Annotated in this window: 17 protein-coding genes and 1 pseudogene; 8 read left to right on the forward strand and 10 right to left on the reverse strand. The window is 72.4% G+C overall.

Annotated features, from left to right (window positions below; all coding sequences use genetic code 11):
* The first annotated feature begins 66 nt into the window (after positions 1–66).
* The 3 genes and pseudogenes from DTQ71_RS19875 to DTQ71_RS19885 all read left to right on the forward strand — a co-directional run.
* A complete protein-coding gene (locus DTQ71_RS19875; protein WP_109566054.1) occupies positions 67–528 on the forward strand; it encodes a glycosyltransferase family protein in 462 nt (153 codons plus the stop codon).
* Positions 529–535: 7 nt separating this feature from the next.
* Positions 536–1,000: a glycosyltransferase gene (locus DTQ71_RS19880; RefSeq protein ID WP_109566055.1), complete on the forward strand. Its 465-nt coding sequence runs from the start codon at positions 536–538 to the stop codon at positions 998–1,000.
* Between the two features lie 99 nt (positions 1,001–1,099).
* A pseudogene (locus DTQ71_RS19885) lies at positions 1,100–1,861 on the forward strand (transposase family protein); the annotation flags it as partial.
* Between the two features lie 159 nt (positions 1,862–2,020).
* Here the strand turns inward: DTQ71_RS19885 and pcaG are convergent.
* The 5 genes from pcaG to DTQ71_RS19910 form a co-directional block, all read right to left on the reverse strand.
* Positions 2,021–2,620 carry a protocatechuate 3,4-dioxygenase subunit alpha gene (gene pcaG, locus DTQ71_RS19890; RefSeq protein WP_109566056.1) on the reverse strand — a complete coding sequence of 200 codons (600 nt, stop codon included), beginning with the start codon at positions 2,618–2,620 and terminating at the stop codon, positions 2,021–2,023.
* On the reverse strand, positions 2,620–3,327 hold the full coding sequence (pcaH, locus tag DTQ71_RS19895; RefSeq protein WP_109566057.1) for a protocatechuate 3,4-dioxygenase subunit beta: 708 nt from the start codon (positions 3,325–3,327) through the stop codon (positions 2,620–2,622). The genes pcaG and pcaH overlap by 1 nt, the downstream gene beginning before the upstream one ends.
* Positions 3,324–3,719: a 4-carboxymuconolactone decarboxylase gene (gene pcaC / locus DTQ71_RS19900; protein ID WP_109566058.1), complete on the reverse strand. Its 396-nt coding sequence runs from the start codon at positions 3,717–3,719 to the stop codon at positions 3,324–3,326. The genes pcaH and pcaC overlap by 4 nt, the downstream gene beginning before the upstream one ends.
* A 106-nt stretch (positions 3,720–3,825) precedes the next feature.
* Positions 3,826–4,575 (reverse strand): dienelactone hydrolase family protein, encoded by a 750-nt coding sequence (locus DTQ71_RS19905; protein WP_109566059.1) that lies wholly within the window; start codon positions 4,573–4,575, stop codon positions 3,826–3,828.
* 21 nt (positions 4,576–4,596) lie between these two features.
* Positions 4,597–5,181 carry a VOC family protein gene (locus DTQ71_RS19910; RefSeq protein ID WP_109566117.1) on the reverse strand — a complete coding sequence of 195 codons (585 nt, stop codon included), beginning with the start codon at positions 5,179–5,181 and terminating at the stop codon, positions 4,597–4,599.
* A gap of 139 nt (positions 5,182–5,320) precedes the next feature.
* Between DTQ71_RS19910 and DTQ71_RS19915 the strand changes: the two genes are divergently transcribed.
* From DTQ71_RS19915 to DTQ71_RS19925, 3 genes are all read left to right on the forward strand, one after another.
* Entirely contained in the window at positions 5,321–6,295 is a 975-nt protein-coding gene (locus tag DTQ71_RS19915) for a quinone oxidoreductase family protein (protein WP_109566060.1), read from the forward strand.
* Between the two features lie 420 nt (positions 6,296–6,715).
* A complete protein-coding gene (locus tag DTQ71_RS19920) occupies positions 6,716–6,976 on the forward strand; it encodes a spike base protein, RCAP_Rcc01079 family (RefSeq protein WP_109566061.1) in 261 nt (86 codons plus the stop codon).
* Positions 6,976–10,041: an Ig-like domain-containing domain gene (locus DTQ71_RS19925; RefSeq protein WP_109566062.1), complete on the forward strand. Its 3,066-nt coding sequence runs from the start codon at positions 6,976–6,978 to the stop codon at positions 10,039–10,041. Before DTQ71_RS19920 ends, DTQ71_RS19925 begins: the two co-directional genes overlap by 1 nt.
* Positions 10,042–10,048: 7 nt before the next feature.
* On the opposite strand, the gene DTQ71_RS19930 is transcribed toward DTQ71_RS19925, so the two are convergent.
* The 4 genes from DTQ71_RS19930 to DTQ71_RS19945 all read right to left on the reverse strand — a co-directional run bounded on the left by DTQ71_RS19930 (position 10,049) and on the right by DTQ71_RS19945 (position 14,095).
* Positions 10,049–10,855, reverse strand: a complete 807-nt coding sequence (locus DTQ71_RS19930; protein ID WP_109566063.1) for a glycosyltransferase — start codon at positions 10,853–10,855, stop codon at positions 10,049–10,051.
* A gap of 98 nt (positions 10,856–10,953) precedes the next feature.
* The gene (locus tag DTQ71_RS19935; RefSeq protein WP_109566064.1) at positions 10,954–11,943 is read right to left on the reverse strand and encodes a glycosyltransferase family 2 protein; all 990 of its coding nucleotides are present in this window, start codon (positions 11,941–11,943) and stop codon (positions 10,954–10,956) included.
* Positions 11,940–12,827 (reverse strand): glycosyltransferase family 2 protein, encoded by an 888-nt coding sequence (locus tag DTQ71_RS19940; protein ID WP_109566065.1) that lies wholly within the window; start codon positions 12,825–12,827, stop codon positions 11,940–11,942. Before DTQ71_RS19940 ends, DTQ71_RS19935 begins: the two co-directional genes overlap by 4 nt.
* A gap of 62 nt (positions 12,828–12,889) precedes the next feature.
* On the reverse strand, positions 12,890–14,095 hold the full coding sequence (locus tag DTQ71_RS19945) for a polysaccharide pyruvyl transferase family protein (protein WP_109566066.1): 1,206 nt from the start codon (positions 14,093–14,095) through the stop codon (positions 12,890–12,892).
* Positions 14,096–14,266: 171 nt separating this feature from the next.
* Between DTQ71_RS19945 and DTQ71_RS19950 the strand changes: the two genes are divergently transcribed.
* Positions 14,267–15,511 (forward strand): Coenzyme F420 hydrogenase/dehydrogenase, beta subunit C-terminal domain, encoded by a 1,245-nt coding sequence (locus DTQ71_RS19950; protein WP_245947669.1) that lies wholly within the window; start codon positions 14,267–14,269, stop codon positions 15,509–15,511.
* Positions 15,512–15,608: 97 nt separating this feature from the next.
* Positions 15,609–16,937: an O-antigen ligase domain-containing protein gene (locus DTQ71_RS19955; RefSeq protein WP_109566067.1), complete on the forward strand. Its 1,329-nt coding sequence runs from the start codon at positions 15,609–15,611 to the stop codon at positions 16,935–16,937.
* 10 nt (positions 16,938–16,947) lie between these two features.
* Here the strand turns inward: DTQ71_RS19955 and DTQ71_RS19960 are convergent, their stop codons facing one another.
* A complete protein-coding gene (locus tag DTQ71_RS19960) occupies positions 16,948–18,384 on the reverse strand; it encodes an oligosaccharide flippase family protein (protein WP_109566068.1) in 1,437 nt (478 codons plus the stop codon).
* Positions 18,385–18,394 lie beyond the last annotated feature (10 nt).

Genomic DNA, 18,394 nt, shown 5'->3' on the forward strand with positions numbered 1-18,394 from the left:
GGCGCGATTGCGCGGGACGTCCGCGCGCCCCGGTGCTATCGCTCCGGCCGCAGGAGGAAGGACGCGATGACCCAAAGACCGCGCAGGCGCGTGCTGGCGGTGGCCTCGGCCGGGGGGCACTGGATGCAGCTGATGATGCTGCGGCCGGCCTGGGCGCGTCACGAGGTGACCTGGATCACCACGCTGGAGGGGCTGGCGGAGCAGGCGGGCCTAGCCCCGGCCCGTCTGGTGCCCGATTGCAACCGCGACACGCCGCTCCGGGCGCTCGGCTGCGGGGCCCTGCTGCTGTGGCATGTGCTGCGCCTCCGGCCCCATGCGGTGGTGACGACCGGAGCGCTGCCGGGGGTGCTGGCGCTGGCGGCGGGGCGGCTGGTCGGCGCGCGGACGATCTGGATCGACAGCGTCGCCAATGCGCAGGAGATGTCGGCCTCGGGCCGGCTCGCGGCCCGGGTCGCCACGCACCGCCTGTCGCAATGGCCGGAGGTGGCCCGCGCCGAGGGGGCGGAGTACGCGGGGTCGGTGCTGTGAGGGCCCCATGATCTTTGCCGTGACCGGCACGCAACTGCCCTTTCCCCGGTTGATGGCGGCGCTCGACGCGCTCCCCCCCGGAGAGCGCATCGTCGCTCAGACCGGGCCGGACCCGGCCGCCTATCCCCGGCTGGAGACCTTCGCCACGCTGCCGCCCGCTCGGTTCGACGCGCTCTTCGCCGAGGCGCGGGTGGTGGTGGCCCATGCGGGGATCGGCTCGGTGCTGTCGGCGCGGGCCCAGGGGCGGCCGCTGATCGTGGTGCCCCGGCGGGCCGATCTGGGCGAGCATCGCAACGACCACCAGCTGGCCACCGCCCGCGCCCTGGAGAGCCGGGCCGGGCTGCGCGTACTGTGGGATCTGGCCGATCTGGGCGCGGCGCTCGCAGAGCCGCCCGCGCCGCCGCCCGCAACCGGCAGCGCGCCCCTGGCCGCGCTGCGCGCCCATCTCGCCGATCTGATCGACGGAAGCTGAGGGACGGCCAAGGCCCTGATGGAGCCGGATCGGGCGATCCTGCGGGGCGCGCCGGTGGAATAAATTACATAATAAAGATTATGCGTCAGAGCCGTGTAGCCCGGTACGCGCTACTCGGACAAGCACTCGGTCTTCCGCGTGGCCAACCAGGGCCCCCGGACCGGGCACGGCATGACCCAGTTCGGCCGGGCGCTGAGCGAGCTCAACATTGAGATCCTTTGCGCGAACAGCTCGCAGGCCAAGGGCCGCGTCGAGCGGGCGAACCGCACGCTTCAGGACCGGCTGGTCAAGGAACTGCGGCTCGCGGGCATCTCGGACATGGATGCGGGCAACGTGTTCCCGCCGGGCTTCATGGAGCGCTACAACGCCCGCTTCGCCAAGGCGCCGCACCGGTCGGACAACCTGCACCGTGCGCTGAACGTCGAGCCCGACCGGCTGCGCGACATCCTGTGCTACCGGGACGAACGCTACATGGGCAATCAGCTCGCCTTCTCCTACGACCGGCATCGGATCATCCTGGCCGAGAGCGAGATCACGCGCGCCCTGCCCGGCAAGTACGTCGACACCTACGCCTTCGGTGACGGCCGCTTCGACCTCCGCTGGAAAGGCGTGTCGCTCCCCTACTCGGTTTTCGACAAGGATCAGCGCGTCACCCATGCCGCGATTACCGAGAATAAGCGCCTCTCCGCCGTGCTGGAGCACATCAAGGCCGAGCAGGAGAAGAGCCCGCCGAAGGTCCGGCGCGTCGGCAAGCAGAGGACCCAATACACGCCGACCGGACGTCGCAACGACGGCTGGAACTCCCTGGCGGCCCGCGAGGCGAAGAAGGACCGCGCAGCCAGCCAGGGCTCCGATATCTGAGGTCTCCGCCCTGTCAGGCTGCGCTACCGTCGCGCCCAACTGGGACAGTTCTACTTTGCTCGCAACGAGACGTTTCTACTTGGTTGCAACAACGTGCCCCCCGGGCGCGCCTCCCCGCGGGGCCGCCGCCGATGATCGCGACTTGGGTCCGCATGTCCCTCACAGGTCCAGGAACACGGTCTCGCCTTCGCCGCGGAGCCGGATGTCGAAGCGCCAGGCGCCCTCGCCCTCGGGGCGGGCCATCAGCGTCTCGACGCGGGGGCGTTGCTCGATCCGCGCGAGCAGCGGGTCGGACGCATGGTCGTCGCCCGCGAAGTAGATCCGCGTCTGCAGGCCGATATTGATGCCCCGCGCCACGATCCAGAGCGCGATATGCGGCGCCCAGACCTGGCCGCCCCGCCCGCGCACCGGGCCCGGCTTGACAGTGTCGAGCCGCCATTCGCCGCTTTCCCCGTCGCAGGCGAAGCGGGCGAAGCCGGTGACCGCCGGGTCCGCGCCCGCCTGCCCCGGATAGCGCCCCGCCGCGTCCGCCTGCCAGCTCTCGATCATGGCGTCGCGCAGGGCCCAGCCGGTGGCGTCGTAGATATGGCCGCGGATGGTGATCCGCTCCCCTGCCGCGCCCTCGGCGATGGGGCTGCGGCCCAGATCCTCGGGATAGACGCCCTCGATGCCGGTGAAGCTGGGCAGGCAGCCGATATGGACGTAAGGTCCCGCGGTCTGGCTCGCGGTCTCGGTCAGGGTGTCGAGCGGCTGCACCATCACATCTCTCCCTCGAAGACCGACCGCCTGCGCCCCCGCAGCACGATGTCGAACTTATAGGCCAGGTAATCCATGCCCCGGCTTTCCCCCATGTCCAGCGGCGCCACCAGCCGGTCGAGCTGCGCCCGGTCCCGCACCGTCTGCGCGATCGGGCAGCGGGCGATGAGCGGATCGCCCTCGAAATACATCTGGGTGATGAGCCTTTGCCCGAAGGCATGGCCGAAGACCGAGACATGGATATGCGCGGGCCGCCAGTCGTTCGGACCGTTGGGCCAGGGATAGGCGCCGGGCTTGACCGTCATGAATTCGTAGCGGCCCTCCCCGTCCGTCAGGCAGCGCCCGCAGCCGCCGAAATTCGGGTCGAGCGGCGCGGTATAGCCGTCCTTCACATGGCGGTAGCGCCCGCCCGCATTGGCCTGCCAGACCTCCAGCAGAGTCTCGGGCACGGGCCGGCCCGCCTCGTCCAGGACCCGGCCATGCACCCGAATGCGCTCCCCGATGGCCGGATTACCGGTGAAGTTGTGGATCAGGTCCGCGTCGCGCGGCCCGATGAGCGAATGGCCGAAGCGGGGGCCGGTCTCTTCCGAGGGGGTCGATTCCATCGATAGCAGCGGCAGCGCGGGCGCGCGGGTCACGCTGGTCTTGTAGGCGGGATCGTAGGGCCGCGGGTGGATCTCGCGCCGCCGGGGCCGGAGCGCGCCGCTCATGCCTCGGCCTCCATCTCGGCGGCCCCCATCTCGGCGAAGGTCGCCTTGGCGAGTTTGATCGCGTGGTTCGCGCGGGGCACGCCGGCATAGATCGCGACATGCTGGAACGCCTCCATCACGTCGCGGGGGGTGGCGCCCGTGCGCGCGGTGGCGCGGATATGCATCGGGATTTCGTCGAAATTGCCGGTCGCCGCCAGCAGCGCCAGCGTCAGCATCGACCGCTCCCGCCGAGTGATCGCGTCCGAGGCCCAGACGGTGCCCCAGGCGGCTTCGGTGATCAGGGTCTGGAACGGGTCGTCGAGCGGCCCGCGCGCGGCCTCGGCCCGGTCGACATGGGCGTCGCCCAGCACGGCGCGGCGCACGGCCATGCCGGTGTCGTGGCGGTCGGTCATCTCTCCTCCTCCGGAGCGCGCGCCGATGCCGCCCCGCCCCCTTGGTCGCAGGCGGGGGCGGCCCCTGTCGAGGGGTCTCGTCCGCCTCCGCGCGCGCCCCGCAGCGTCAGCCGCCGAGGCGGTCCTCCAGGAAGGTCTGCAGGCCCTCCCAGCTGTCCTGATCGGCCACCAGATCGTAATCGTCCGAGCCGTAGACCGTGAAGGAATGCCGCGCGCCGCCGAAGAGCTGCGCCTCATGCGGCACCCCCGCCGCCTCGAGTTCGGAGAGCGTCTGCGCCAGATCCATCGGCCCCGAGACCGGGTCGGCCGTGCCGTGGAAGAAGACGATGGGCGCGGGCGTGGCCGACCAGTCCTGCCCCTCGGGCGTGCCCAGCCCGCCATGGAAGCTGACGAAGCCCTCCAGCGGCGCACCGCCCCGCGCCGCCTCCAGCACGGCCGCGCCGCCGAAGCAGTAGCCGATCATCACCGCCGCGTCGGTGGCGCCGGGAATATCGCCCGCGGCTTCCACCGCGCCCAGCAACAGCGACCGGAAGCGGTCGCGGTCGCCATAGAGCGCGCCAGAGAAGGCCCGGTTCTCCTCGAAGCCCTGGGGCCGGCGGCCCGCGCCGTAGACATCCACCGCGAAGGCCGTGTAGCCGAGCGCGGCCAGCATCTCGGCGCGGCGCATCTCATAATCGGTCAGCCCGTCCCAGTCATGGACGATGAGGACGGTGCCGCGGGTGCTGGGCAGGGCGGAATTATAGGCGACATAGCCCTCGAAGCTTTCGCCGTTCACCTCGTAGAGATGGGGTTCGGCGACGATCTGCGCCGCGGCGGGGGCGGCGACCAGGATCAGGGCGGCGGTAAGCGTTTTCATGGGATCTCTCTTCTGCTGTCGTCAGGAATAGGGGTCGGCGGGCGCGCGGCTGGCCGAGAGGCTCTGGTGGCGGCGCGCGACCAGACGCTCGATGGCGTCGGCCAGGTGGATGCGGTCGATATGGTGGTCGCCCCGCTCCACCCGCAGGCGGTGGGCCTCGATCATCACGTCCGCCTCGCGGCAGCCCTCGGGCGGCACGAAGCGATAGCTCGCCAGCTCGATGGTCAGGCCCAGCGGGTCGTTGAAATAGATCGAATCCATGAAGCCGCGATCCTTGGGCCCCGTATTCTCGATCCCCCGCTCGTCCAGCCGCTCCACCGCCTGCCAGAAGGTCGCCTGGCTGACGGCGAAGGCGATGTGGTGGACGCAGCCGACATCCGTCGAGGTGCGGGTCGGGTCGGGCTTGCGGTCCTCGGAGGTGAAGATCGTGATCAGCCGTCCGTCGCCCGGATCGAAATAGAGATGGCCCTGCTTGGGGTCGTCCAGGTTGGGCTGGTCGAAGATGAAGGGCATGCCCAGCACCCCCTCCCAAAAGTCGATCGAGGTCTGCCGGTCGGCCCCCATCAGCGTGATGTGGTGGACGCCCTGCACCTGCAGCTTGCGCATCTTCTTCTCGGCCATGCCGATCCTCCCCGTGCTCTCCGTCCCGCCGGAACCTAGCGCCGGGGCGCGCGCGGCCCACCGCCCTCGCCCCGCCGCGCGCCACACGCTATCTGTGCGCCAGAGAACAGCGCCGGAGGGGACCATGGCACGCACCGTCATCATCGAGGAGGCCGGAGGGCCGGAGAAACTGAAGCTGGTCGATCGGGAGGTCGGCGATCCGGGCCCGGGCGAGATCCGCGTGCGCCACGCGGCCTGCGGGCTGAACTTCATCGACGTCTATCAGCGCATGGGGCTCTACCCCCTGACGCTGCCCCACGCGCTCGGCATGGAGGCGGCGGGCACCGTCGAGGCGGTGGGCGCGGGCGTCACGCATCTGTCGGAGGGCGACCGCGTGGCCTATGCGTCCACGCCGCCGGGCGCCTATACGGAGGCGCGGGTGATGCCCGCGGCGGCGGTGGCGCGGCTGCCCGACGGCATCTCCTTCGAGACGGCGGCCGCGATGATGCTGCAGGGCCTGACCACCGAATACCTGTTCGAGCGGGTCACGCCGCTCAAGGCGGGCGACCGGGTGCTGTTCCACGCGGCCGCCGGCGGTGTCGGGCTGATCGCCTGCCAATGGGCGCGGTCGATGGGCATCGAGTTGATCGGCACCGCGGGCGGCCCCGAGAAATGCGCCCTGGCCCTGGAGCATGGCGCGGCCCATTGCATCGACTACAAGGCCGAGGATTTCGTGGCGCAGGTCAAGGAGATCACCGGCGGCGCGGGCGTCGACGTGGTGATGGACGGGGTCGGCAAGGACACTTTCGCGGGCTCGCTCGACTGCCTGAAGCCGCTGGGCTTCATGATCTCCTTCGGCAACGCGTCCGGGCCCGTCCCGCCGGTGAGCCTGCTGGACCTCGCGGCCAAGGGCTCGCTGAAGCTGACGCGCACGACGCTGTTCACCTTCCTCGCCGACCACGCCCGCGCCCAGGCGATGGCGCAGAACCTCTTCCAGAAGGTCGAGAGCGGCGACGTGAAGATCCGCATCGGCCAGACCTTCCCGCTGGAGGATGTCGCCGAAGCCCATCGCGCCCTGGAGGGCCGCAAGACCACCGGCTCGACCGTGCTGACGCTCTGAGCCCGGGGGGCGCCGTCGCCCCCCAAGTTCCGGCCCCGGGCCAGGGCCCCGGATGATCGGGGAGCACGACGCGCCCCGATCGCGCGCGGCCCTTCGCGGCCGCATGGCCAGATCCTCTGAGCGCGGGCGCCGCGCCCCCCGCGGGGCCAGAGCGCGCCCGGATTCTGAAACTGAGCGGCGACCTGCTGAAGCGCCAGGGGCGGGCACTCACGGCGCGTGACGGCCGCGTCTCCCCGGCGCCCGGGCGCAGCTTTACCTTCCGGCGCCTTCCGGCCCCGAGCGCACGCCGGCCCCGCGGGTTAACCTTTCGGCAACGCTTTCGGCCCCGCCGTTGCAGAGGCGCGCGCTCTGCCCGATTTCCCATGACCTCGCGATGCATGGCGCCCTCCGGCGCCGTCCCAGCCAGGGAATGGACCCAACATGACCGACAAGTTCAGCAAGCACGTCACCGGCCTCGACAGCCCCGCCTCGGCGCTTCAGGCCGTGACACCCGATGACGCCACCGACCTGCCGCTGGCCAGCCGCGCGATCGCGGTCGCGCAGGCGGGCGACGTGCGGGTGACGACGGTCGACGGCAGCATCGCGACCATCTACGTCGCCGCCGGTATGCCATTCCCGGTCCGGGTCGCGCGGATCTGGGCGACGGGCACCACCGCGACCGGCATCGTGGCGCTGTCCTGATGCCGGGGCTGGGGCTTGGGCTAGGGGCGGGACGCAGGGCGCCGGTCTCCGTCGTCTTCGGAGCGGCCACCCGCCTCGGCGAGGGGGCGGCGCCCGTGCCCCTGGCGGATGGCGACTATGGTAACTTCACGGTCTCGGGCGGCGCGATGGCGCCGCGCACGGCCCTGACCGCAGGCGACTACCTGCTGGGGGGCGTGCCGGTCACGGTCCTGGCCGGCGCCCGCACCGTCGCGACCGCCGCGGAGCTGGAGGCCATCGTCGCCGGGACCGTAACCCCTGCCGCGGGCGAGACGGTCTACCTGCGCGCCGGCAGCTACGACATGGAGGCGGCCGACTGGTCGGGGCACCCCTCCAACGTCACCTTCGCAGGGGAGGGCCTGCCCGAACTGACCCGCTGGGGCTGGTCGCAGACCCCGGCCATCGCCAACGTGACGTTGAAGCAGCTTCACATCACCCGCGCCCCCACGATCACCTTCGACAATTTCTGGGGCCCGACCTCCTCCTTCCAGGCGGCCCTGATCCAGACCGGCGGCCAGTGCGGCAGCCTGACGGGGATCGTGATCGAGGAGTGCCTCTTCGACGGTCAGATGCCCACCGCCGCCGAGGGCGGCGAGGCGGTCGCCAACGTGCTCGCGGCCGACTTCACCCATTCCGGCATCGCCGATGTCACGCTGCGCCGCTGCCGTTTCACTCGGATGATGTCGGGGCTGCTGCTGGGCTGTTCCGACTTCCTCGTCGAGGATTGCACCGTCTCGCAGGTTCATGCCGACGCCATCGCGCTCCAGAACGCGCATCAGCACTGCCAGGATGGCGTGATCCGCAACCTGCATTTCACCGGGCTCGCCGGGAACCCGACCGGCTTTCACAGCGACGTGGTACAGTTCCAGCCCAGCGACAACGACAACTGGATCCGGCGCATCACCCTCGAGGGGATCACCGCCACGCCCGGCGCGATCCTGCCTTTCTCGGAAGTCAACGGGACGTCGGAGGTCGTCAGCCTGACCACGGATACGGTGCTGGACATCACGCACCATGCCCGCGAGTTGCGCGTAGCCCCCGCCGACGGCACGACACTGACCCTGACCCTGCCTTCCGCCGCCGCCTCGGAGGGGCTGCAATTCTGCATCCGCCGCACCAATGGCGGCACCGGCCAGGTCGTGATCGCCTTCGACGGGGCGGATGGCTGGAGCGGGGGCGTCCCCGCGATCGCCGCGGCGGGCAATGCGGCGAGCTTCGTCTCGGACGGCACCGGAACCTGGACGCGGCTCAAGCCGGGCCGCCGCGCCTGGTGGGCCGAGCGCACCGCCTCGCTGACCCTGGGAGCGGCCGAGGAGGAGATCGTGATCCTCGCCGACGCCTCTGCGGGCGACGTGACGCTGACCCTGCCCGCAACCGGGGCGGCGCAGTTCAACCTTCAGCGGGTCGACGGCTCGGTCCATGCCGTCACCCTGGCGGCGGGCGCGGGGGATGCGATCTCGCTGCACGGCGCCACGCAAAGCGCCGTCACCCTGGCCCAGGGCCAGGGGATCTCGGTCGCGCGCGCGGATGACGGCGACTGGACCGGCACCGAGGCCGGTCCGACCATGCAGGGCGTCTTCGCCAACGCGCATCCGCGCGGCTTCTACGAGGACATCACAGTGGCGGGCTGCGCGATGATCCTGACCTCGCCGCATGGCCACACCATCGAGCAGAATGTGCCCGGGTCGCGGGTCTTCGCCAACACCTTCCTGAACGCGGTCTACGCGGAGGCGGACGGCGACGGCGTCATCGGCCCCTTCGAGGCCAACGCGCCCTTCGCCCTGGCGTCGATCACACTGTCGGGCCCGGACGCGCGCGGCTGGGACAACCTGACGGAGGGGGTGCTGACGCTCTCTGGCGGGGCGCGCGACAAGGGAACGGTCGCCCATGCACTGGGCATGGCGGACCGGGCGCCCGCCCCCGTTCCCGCGGGCCGCTCCGGTGTCGCCGCGGCCGCTCTCGCGGCCTCCGGCGCCAAGGGCGCCTCCGTCTACTGGGATTTCGCCGCGGGCACGGCGCGGGCGGGCCTTCCCGCGCCGCAGATCGTCTCCAGCACACCCGCCCCCGGCGCGGCGGCCGGAACCAGCACCGACATCGCCGTTACCTTCGACCAGTTCGTCTCTGCGGGAACCGGCTCGGCCGTGCTGCGAAACGTCACGGATGGGCTCGACGCGGAGACCTTCGACGCAGCCACGGGGACAGGCGGCGGCGGCGGCAGTCTGACCTTCGCCGACGACGTTCTGACGGTGACGCCGGGAACCGCTCTGACCGACGGCAAGACCTATGCCCTGCGCCTGGCGGCAGGGGCCGTCCTGGGCCATTACGGCAGCGGACATGCGGGGATCGCTGACGACGCCACGCTGGCCTTCACCGCCGACGCCTCACTGGCGACCACGTTCACGCGCACGGCGCTGGACGGGACGGCCCATGTCCAGCGCTCGGGCGCGATCAATGGCGGGGTCGCCTATGACCGCTTCACCTTCGGCTTCCGGGGCCGCTTCGCGACCAACGGACAGAGTTTCTACACGCTGATGGACATCGACCAGTCCAGCGACCTGCCGATCTACGCCCGCAGCACGGGACGGCTCGATATCGGGCATAACAGCGTGGGCCTCGTGGTGGCGGACGGGGCCATCCCCTTCGGCGTCGACGTCACGGTGCTCTGTACGATGGACATGCGCGAGCCGAGCGCGGCGACGGGCGCGGCTCTCTATATCAACGGTACGGCGGTCGCCCTGACCGAGAGCGCCTGGACGCAGTTCAACGACTGGTTCCAGCCATCCGCGACGACGCGGGTGCTGGGCAGCCAGCATGCCGACCGGGAGATGTCGGGGGCGGTGGACTTCCTATGGTTCGCGCCGGGGGTCGCGCTCGACCTGTCCGACGCTGCGGTGCGCGCCAGCTTCGATCCCGCCCAGATCGGCGCGGACGGCTCCGGCCCGATCGGGACGCCGCCGGCGATCTACATGACCGGGGCGGCGGCGGACTGGCAGGCGGCGACCAACCGCGGCACGCTCACCGGCTGGAGCGCGACGGGCACGTTCTGAGCGGGCGTCAGGCGCGCAGCGCCTGGCGCAGCACCGATGCGCGATCGCGCAGGTCGCGCAGCGGACCGAGCAGCCCATTCTGCAGCGCCCGGTCGGCGAGGCCGGGCGCGCGAACCCCCTCCAGCGCGTCCGGCGGGAAGCGGGCGGCGTGGCCCGCCGGATCGATCAGCCGGCCGCGCGGCTTGTTGGAGACGTTCTCCCCATGGACCACCTGCAGCCAGCCCGGCGGGCCCGGGATCTGGGTCACGGGGCCGAACCGGCGGATGCGCATGTGTCCGATGTCCTGACAGGTCCGCATCGCCGCGTCCCAGGGCTCGAGCAGGCTGAAGAAGGCGTTGGTCGGATGGCGCAGCGCATAGAGCCGGTGCCCCGCGCGCACCAGGCCGTGGAGGCCGTTGAAGGACCCGGCGCGCCGCGGCCGGGCGTCCACCGCCGCGCGCAGCCGCGCGACATGATCCGAGGACAGCGCGTCGTCATTGTCGAGATGCGTGGTCAGCAGCCAGTCCGCTTCGGGGATCGTCTCGCGGATCGAGCGCGGCCAGCCCTCGGACCGGAAGAGGCCGGTATAATAGGGCACGAAGGGGATGATGCGGCGCGCGGCCTCGATCCGTGCACGGAAGACGGGCGGGGTGTCCCTGTCGAAATAGACGATCCAGGCGAAGCCCGTCTCGGTCTGCGCCGCCACCGAAGGCAGGCAGTAGCGCTCGAACAGCTCGAACCGCCGCTCGAGCCAGCCGTCGCGGTTGCGTAGGTCGCTCTCGCGGCCCGGCGTGGCCAGGTTGAACCGGGTCATGATCACATGCGCGATGGACATGGGCGCCCCTTCCGTCAGATCGTCCACGCCCCCGCGGGGCCCCGGGGGGCGTCCGGCAGGGATCTACAGGCCCCCCGGACCCCCGGCAAGCGGCGGCGTCAGGACGGGGCGTCGGGCGGTCTCCCCCCTGCCTCTCCGAGGGGGGCGTAACCGGCCAGCCAGACGCGCCGGGCACGCCAGACCTCGCGCCACAGCGCCGCCGCGCCGGCGCGCGCCGGGCCGCCCGCCCGGGCGCGCGCCGCCGAGACGAGGCGGCGCAACCCCACCCCAGCCCACATCGCGCCCAGCCCCAGAGGCACCTTCCAGGCCGGCCAGTGGTCGCGGATCAGCGTCGCGCGTGCCCGCGCCACCCGCACGGCGCGGTCGGCGCGCGTATTGGCCGAGGCCCCCACCAGATGCATGATCTCGGCCTCGGGGGTGACGACGGGCCGATAGCCCAGCCGGCCCGCGCGCAGGCACAGATCGGCCTCCTCGCCATACATGAAGTACTTGAGGTCGAACCCGCCCAAACGGTCCCAGAGGGCGCGGGGGATCAGCAGGAAACAGCCGGTGACGATGTCGACCTCGCGCACGCTGTCGCGCCCCCAGCCGCCGATCGTCTCGGGGTTGAACAGCCGCGAGCGCGGGAAGGCGGCCGTCAGCCCGGTGGCCGAGCACAGCACGCTCCACAGGGTGATGCGCCCCCAGCAGGAGGTGGGGTTGAGCGTGCCGTCCGGGAACACCGTGCGCCCGCCATAGATACCGTGGGACGGGTGGGCGCGGGCGAAGGCCATCAGCCGGTCGACGGCGCGATCGCGGATCTCGGTGTCGGGGTTGAGTAGCAGCAGCCACGCCCCCCGGGCCCGCGCGGCCGCCACGTTGTTGGCCCGCGCGAAGCCCAGGTTCTCGGGCGCGCGGATCAGCCGGGCCTGCGGAAAAGCCGCGGCGATGGCGTCGGCCGAGCCGTCGGCCGAGGCGTTGTCGAGCACGATGACCTCCATGTCGGTCTCGGAGGTCTGCGCATAGAGCGTGCGCAGCGCGGCCAGCGTCAGGGCCCGGGTGTTGTAGCTGATCACGATGACGGTCAGGTCGGGGGCGGGCCGGGTCACGACGGCCGCCCCCGGCCGGTCGGGCGCCCGTGCAGGGCCTGAGCCAGCATCCAGCCGCAACGCGCCAGGCGCAGCCGCGCCAGCGTCGCCAGCGCGCGGCCCCGCTCGCCGGCCGCGAGGCCGGGATGGCGCAGCACCCGCGGCGCGTGCGCCGCCACGCTGAACGGCATGGCCAGCGCCCTTAGCCCCCAGCCCAGCCGCGCCCGGGCCGAGCCGTCGGTCAGTCCGAACCCCTCCTGCGTCAGCCGCCGCCACTTGCCCGCGAGCGCCGGCCAGTCGCTCCGCGCCGGATGCGCGACCGCCAGCGCGTCGTCGTAGCGCAGCCGGGCGCCGGCGGCGACGGCGCGGTGGCACCAATCCTTATCCTCCGACAGCCCCGCGCGGAACGGCCCCGTCATCTCGAACACGGCGCGGGTGGTCAGCAAGTTGGCGGTGACCGAGAAGCCGTGACGCTCGATATAAGCGCGCTGGCGGAAGGCGAAGACGCGCTCGAAGGCCTCCGCCCCAGAGCGGGGGGGCGGCGTCTCGTCGAAGAGGTCGATGCGCCCGCCGACCACCGCCCCCTCGACCGGGAGCGCGCGGGCATGGGCCAGCCAGCCGGGCTGCGGCACGCAGTCGGCGTCCAGGAAGGCCAGCCGCGGCGCCCGGGTCGCGGCCACCCCCGCGTTGCGCGCATGCGCCGCCCCGGGGCGCGGCGCGTGCACCAGGCGGACCGGGGCCGCCCCGATCTCGGGCGGAGGCACCGAGCCATTGTCGGCGACCACGATCTCCACGCCCTCCAGCGCCTCCGGCCGCGCCGTCAGCGCCTCCAGGCAACGCGCCAGCCGCGCATGGTCGTCGCGATGCGGGATGATGATCGCCAGCTCTGGCGCGGTGTCGCCCATGGGGCCGGGTCTCTCCTGGGGGTGCGGCGGTACAATGCCGATCCGCCGATCCGGTTCAAGGGTCATGCCGTCCCGGCCGACGCGTCCGCGCGCGGGGCGATCTCGTCGAGGACAGCGCCCAGGGCCTCGGCGTAACGCGCCAGCCGCGCCTCGACCTGTGCGCGCCCGCGCGCCACATCCCGGGCCAGCGCGGCCCGATCCTCGTAGCCGCGGACGATCTTCGCCACGATCTCGTCGGCGTCCTCGGTCCGGCAGTCGGCGACGTGGTCGTAGCCCAGCGTGCCGAACAGCCCCGCGAACTTGCGGCTATAGGCCATGGGGATCACCGGCACCCCCGAGGAGAAAGCCGCCACGGTGGCGTGCATCCGCGCGCCCGTGAAGAAGTCCATCCCGGCGATGTAGCTCTTGGCCTCGGAGGGCGCGCCGAAGAAGGGCGCCACCCGCGCGCCGGGGAACTCGGCGGCCAGGGCCTCGCCGACGCGGTGGTCGTCCTCGGTGGCGTTCTGGCGCGACTGGACGTGGCCGACGAGATGCAGCTCGACCTCGGGGCGGGCGTGGAACCAGCCCAGGAGCGCGCGGATCAGCGCCGGGTAATCCGCCTTGAGCCCGAACTGGTTGGCCCCGGTATAGCCGCCGTTGAACAAAAGCCCCGAGACGTTGACGCCGACGCGCACGGGACCGCCCGGCGCGCGCGGGGCGGGCGGGTCGTAGGGCAGGCCCATGGCCACGTCGGTCGCCTCCAGGGCAGACGCGCCGGGCGCGAGCGCCTCGAGCGCGCGCGAGGACGGGGCGTCGCGCGTCGCCGCCAGCCGGGTCCAGCCGATCGCCCGCCGCGCCAGCATCCGCGCTCCGGCGCCCTCGAAGGGCCCGATCGTCTGCGGCGCCAGCACCAACGGCACTCCGGCGAGCCGGGTGCGCAGCTTGCTCACCCACAGGTCGGTGAAGCGCTGGCGGCCGTAGATGTCGGTGAAGCTGTCCCCTGCCCCGATATCGACGATCAGGTCGCAGCGCGCGATCGCAGCGCCCACGGGCCCGCCCGGGCGCAGCAGCGCGCGGCGGCGGAAGGCGTGGTCCTCGATGTCGGGGGCCTCGAAATACCACGGGCGCGGGTCGCGCCAAGTCAGCAGCAGGAACCGGACCGCGCGGCCCCGCCCGGCCGCGACCCGGCGAAGGATCTCGACATTCGAGACGGTCAGGGCGCCGATGCCCAGATTGTCGGAGTTCATCGAGTGCCAGAACAGACCGATGGTGAGGGGGGGCTGGGTCATCTCGGGCCTTCGCTGCGATGGGGTCGGGGACGATCCCCGTGGCGCGCCGGGCCCTTCTAGCGCATCTTCGGAACGGCGCAATTCACGCCCGGGCGCGCGATTGCAATCGCGCGCCCCCTGCGCCATCTAGCCTCCGCGTCGCCCCGCGAGCGGCCGCCAGGAGGGATCGCCGTGACAGACCGGAGCGCAAACCGCGCGGGCCGTCCCGCCTCGCCCGTGCTGGCCCGCGTGGCGCGGGGGGAGCTATGCGCGGGCTGTGGCGGCTGCGTGCTGGCGGCGCCGGGCCGCATCGAGATGCGCATGACGCCGCCGGGGGTGCTGCGCCCGCAGCAGACCGCCCCGCTCGACCCCGCCCAGGACGAGCGGATCGCGCGCATCTGCCCCGGGTTGGGTCAGCGGGTCTCGGCGCAGGGGCGGCGCGACCACCCGCTCTGGGGGCCCTATCTGGACATGCAGGTCGGCCATGCGACCGATCCCGCGCTGCGCCACCGGGCCTCCTCGGGGGGCGGGCTGTCGGCAGTGGCGGCGCATCTGATCGAGACCGGCGCGGTGGACGGGGTGGTGCAGACCGGCGCCGACCCGCGCGTGGCGGTGGCCAACGTGACCCGGGTCTCGCGCGATGCCGAGGCGGTGGCCGCAGCGGCCGGCTCGCGCTACGCGCCCTCGGCGCCGCTGGCCGGGCTGGGCCCGCTGCTGGAGGGCGAAGGGCGCTACGCCTTCGTGGGCAAACCCTGCGACGTGGTCGCGTTGCGGGCCCTGGCGCGGGAGGATCCGCGGGTGGCCGCCCGCTTTCCGGTGGTGCTGTCCTTCTTTTGCGCGGGGGTGCCCGCGCAGGCCGGGGCCGAGGCCGTGCTGGCCCGGCTCGGCGCCGACCCGGACGCGACCGTGGCGTTCCGCTACCGCGGCCATGGCTGGCCCGGGCGCGCGACCGCACGGCTGGCCGACGGCACCGAACGGTCGATGAGCTACCACGACAGCTGGGGCCGGATCCTGTCGCGCCATCTGCAGCCGCGCTGCAAGCTCTGTGCCGACGGGACGGGGGTGGAGGCCGATCTCGTCTTCGCCGACGCCTGGGAGAGCGATGCGAACGGCTATCCCCTCTTCGAGGAGCGGGACGGCCAGAGCCTGATCGTGACGCGGACCGAGGCGGGGGCGCGGCTGCTGGAGGCGGCGCGCGCCGCCGGCCGGATCGAGACGCGGGCCTTCGACCCCGCCGGACTGGCCGCGATCCAGACCGGGCAGTTCAACCGGCGCACGGCGCTGCTGGCGCGGCTGGCCGCGCTGTGGCTGCTGCGCCGGCCGATCCCGCGCTACCGCGGGCTGCGGCTGGGCGCCGCCGCGCGGCTGGGCCGGCCCTCCGCGCTGGCGCGCAACTTCCTGGGCACATTGCGCCGCGGGATCGCGGGCCGGCTCTGAGCGCGGCCTTCAATCCCGGCCCGGGCGCGTGATAGGGTGGCGCCTGGCCGGGCGGACCGCGGCCACGGCGGCCGGAGGCCCGGCGGGAAGAGCACCGATGACGCAGCTATCCGACACGGCGCGCCCCGCCCGGACGCGCACCGGCCTCCCGGGGCTGGCCACGGTCGCGGTCCTGGCGATCTGCACGCCGCTGACGCTGGACCTGGCCGGGCTGGCGCTGAACCCGATCCGCATCGTCCTGCTGACGGTGACGGCGCCGCTGCTGGTGATGCTGTTCATGGGCCGGCTCGGGCGGTTCGGCGCCATCGATGCGCTGGTGCTGGGATACAGCCTCTGGCAGGTGGTGGCGATCGCGGTCAACAATCCCGAGCGGGTGGTGCAGTTCTCGGGCTCCAACACGCTCGACTTCCTGGGCGGTTACCTGATCGGCCGCGCGGCGATCCGCTCTCCGGAGGACATGGCGCGCTTCGTCAAGCTGCTGATGGTGGTGTTGCTGGTGCTGCTGGGGCCCGCCCTGATCGAGTCGCAGACCGGGCGCCCGCTCATCCCCGAGCTTCTGTCGCGGGCGGGCCTCGCCACGATCGACGATGTGCCCGCCTTGCCCCGGCTGGGGCTGGAGCGGGCGCAGGCGGTCTTCTCCCACCCGATCCATTACGGCCTCTTCGCCTCCTCGATGCTGGCGCTCGTCTTCGTCGGGCTATCGCATCGCCTCTCGATGACGCGACGGGTGCTGGCGGGGGGGCTGGTGATCGTCTCCACCGTCCTGTCGGTCTCCAGCGGGGCGCTGCTGCCGCTGGCGATCCAGGTCTTTCTGATCGGCTGGGCGCTGACGGCCCACAGGATCACGCGCCGCTGGCTGGTGCTGGGGGTGCTGTCGCTGCTGGGCTTCGCGGTGATCGAGCTGCTCTCGGACCGCCCGGCGATCGTGGCGGTGCTGACGCGGCTCGCCTTCAACGCCCACAACGTCTACATGCGCACGCTGATCTTCACCCACGGGATGGAGAACATCCTGGCCAACCCGGTCTTCGGGCTGGGGCTGAACGACTGGGTGCGCCCGGCCTTCATGTATAGCGGAAGCGTCGACAACTTCTGGATCCTCAACGGGATGCGCTACGGCATCCCGGGCGTGGCGATGATCGCGGCGGCGATGGCGGTGGCGATGATCGGCGTGGGCCGGCGGCGCTTCGCGCCCGGGGGCGAGGCGGCCGCCTGGCAGCTGGCCTGGATGCTCTCCATGATCTCGCTGGTGCTGACGCTGTTCACGGTCCATGTCTGGGGCGGGGTCTACACCTACCTGATGATCATGATGGCCAGCGGCCAGTTCCTGATCACCTGGGAGGAGGCGCCCGATCGGACGCCCGCCTCCCCCGCCGACGCGCCCCCGAGGCGCCGCGGTCCCGTCTATACTCGCTTCGGCCCGAACTGAGGCCGCCGGTTCAGCCGACGCGCCCGCCCCGAAGCAGCCGGGCCGCGATCAGCCCGCGCAGCCGGGGCATCGCCAGCGGCGCCGCCAGCAGCACCGCCGCCAGCAGGGCGTGGCCGGGATCCAGCACCTCGCGCAGCGCGCCTGAGGGCGGCGCCGCCCACAACTCCCAGGCGGCCAGGACCAGGGCCGCGCCGCAGACCGACAGGGCTCCCGCCAGCCGCACGACCGGCACGCCCTGGCGCCGCGAGACCAGGATCAGCCCCAGGACCAGCGCCGCCAGCTCGAAGGCGACGCCCGTCCAGGCCAGCCCCGCGACGCCGTATCCGCGCCACAGCACCCACAGCGCCACCGCCACCCCGACGGCGCGCAGCACCCCGGTGGCCGTCACGTCCCAGGTGTGCCCCGCCGCCAGCGCGGTGGTGGTGCAGAAGGTGCGCGCCGTGCGCAGCCCCTGCGCCAGCCCCAGGATCACCAGCACCGACGCGCCGGCGGCATAGCCCGGCCCGAACAGCCCCACCAGCAGCGGCGGCCCCAGCACCGCCATCCCCAGCATCAGCCAGATCCCGGCGCAGACGCTGACCTCGCCGAGCAGCAGCGCTCGCGCCCGGAAGGCCGCGCCGCCGTCGCGCCCGATCGCCTCCCGGTCGCGGCTGAGCCCCGGCAGGAACATCCCGGAGATGGTGTTGGGCAGCACCCGCGCCGGGGTCACCGCCATCAGGAAGGCGGCCGAGAACCAGCCCAGGGTGACGAGATCGGTCTGATTGGCCACCAGCATCCGCTCGCCCTGCATCACCGCCATCATCAGCAGGCCATTGATCGCGAGCGGCCCCCCGAAGCCGACGCTGCTGCGGACATGGCCCCACTCCCAGGCCAGGCCGAAACGGCGCCTGGCCAGCGCATGCGACAGCGCCAGGGCGGCCGCATGCTGCATCACGATCGCCCCGAGCATCACGCGCCAGTCGGGAAAGATCAGCCAGATCGCCCCCACCGCCAGAAGCGACACCGCCGGAGAGGCCACGTTCATCACCGCCTGGGGCCAAAAATCCATCCCGCGCTGCACCCGGAAGACGTCGAGATGGATGAACCCCCGCAGCAGCGGCACCAGCGCCAGCACCTGATAGGCCCAGACCAGCTCGGGGGTCTGGACGAAGGCGGCATAGGGCCGGGCCAGCGCGAGCATCACCGCCGCCGAGACCAGCCCGCGCACGACCTGCAACAGGTGCAGCGTGTCCTGCAGGCGGGGCTCGTCGCCCGCCGGGCTCTGGACCAGCAGCTTCTGCACCGAGAAGTTCCCAGCCGTCTCGATCAGCGTCCACAGGATCGCGAAGGTCGCGGCGATCCCGAAATCCTCGACCGAGAGCAGGCGCGCCACGAGAATGTTGCGCAAGAACAGCAGCACCGTCGATGAAAGCTCCGAGCCCAGCAGCAGGCCGCCCGCCCGGATCATCGGGCGTGCG

The sequence above is a fragment of the Jannaschia seohaensis genome, assembly GCF_900116765.1.
Classification (GTDB): domain Bacteria; phylum Pseudomonadota; class Alphaproteobacteria; order Rhodobacterales; family Rhodobacteraceae; genus Jannaschia; species Jannaschia seohaensis.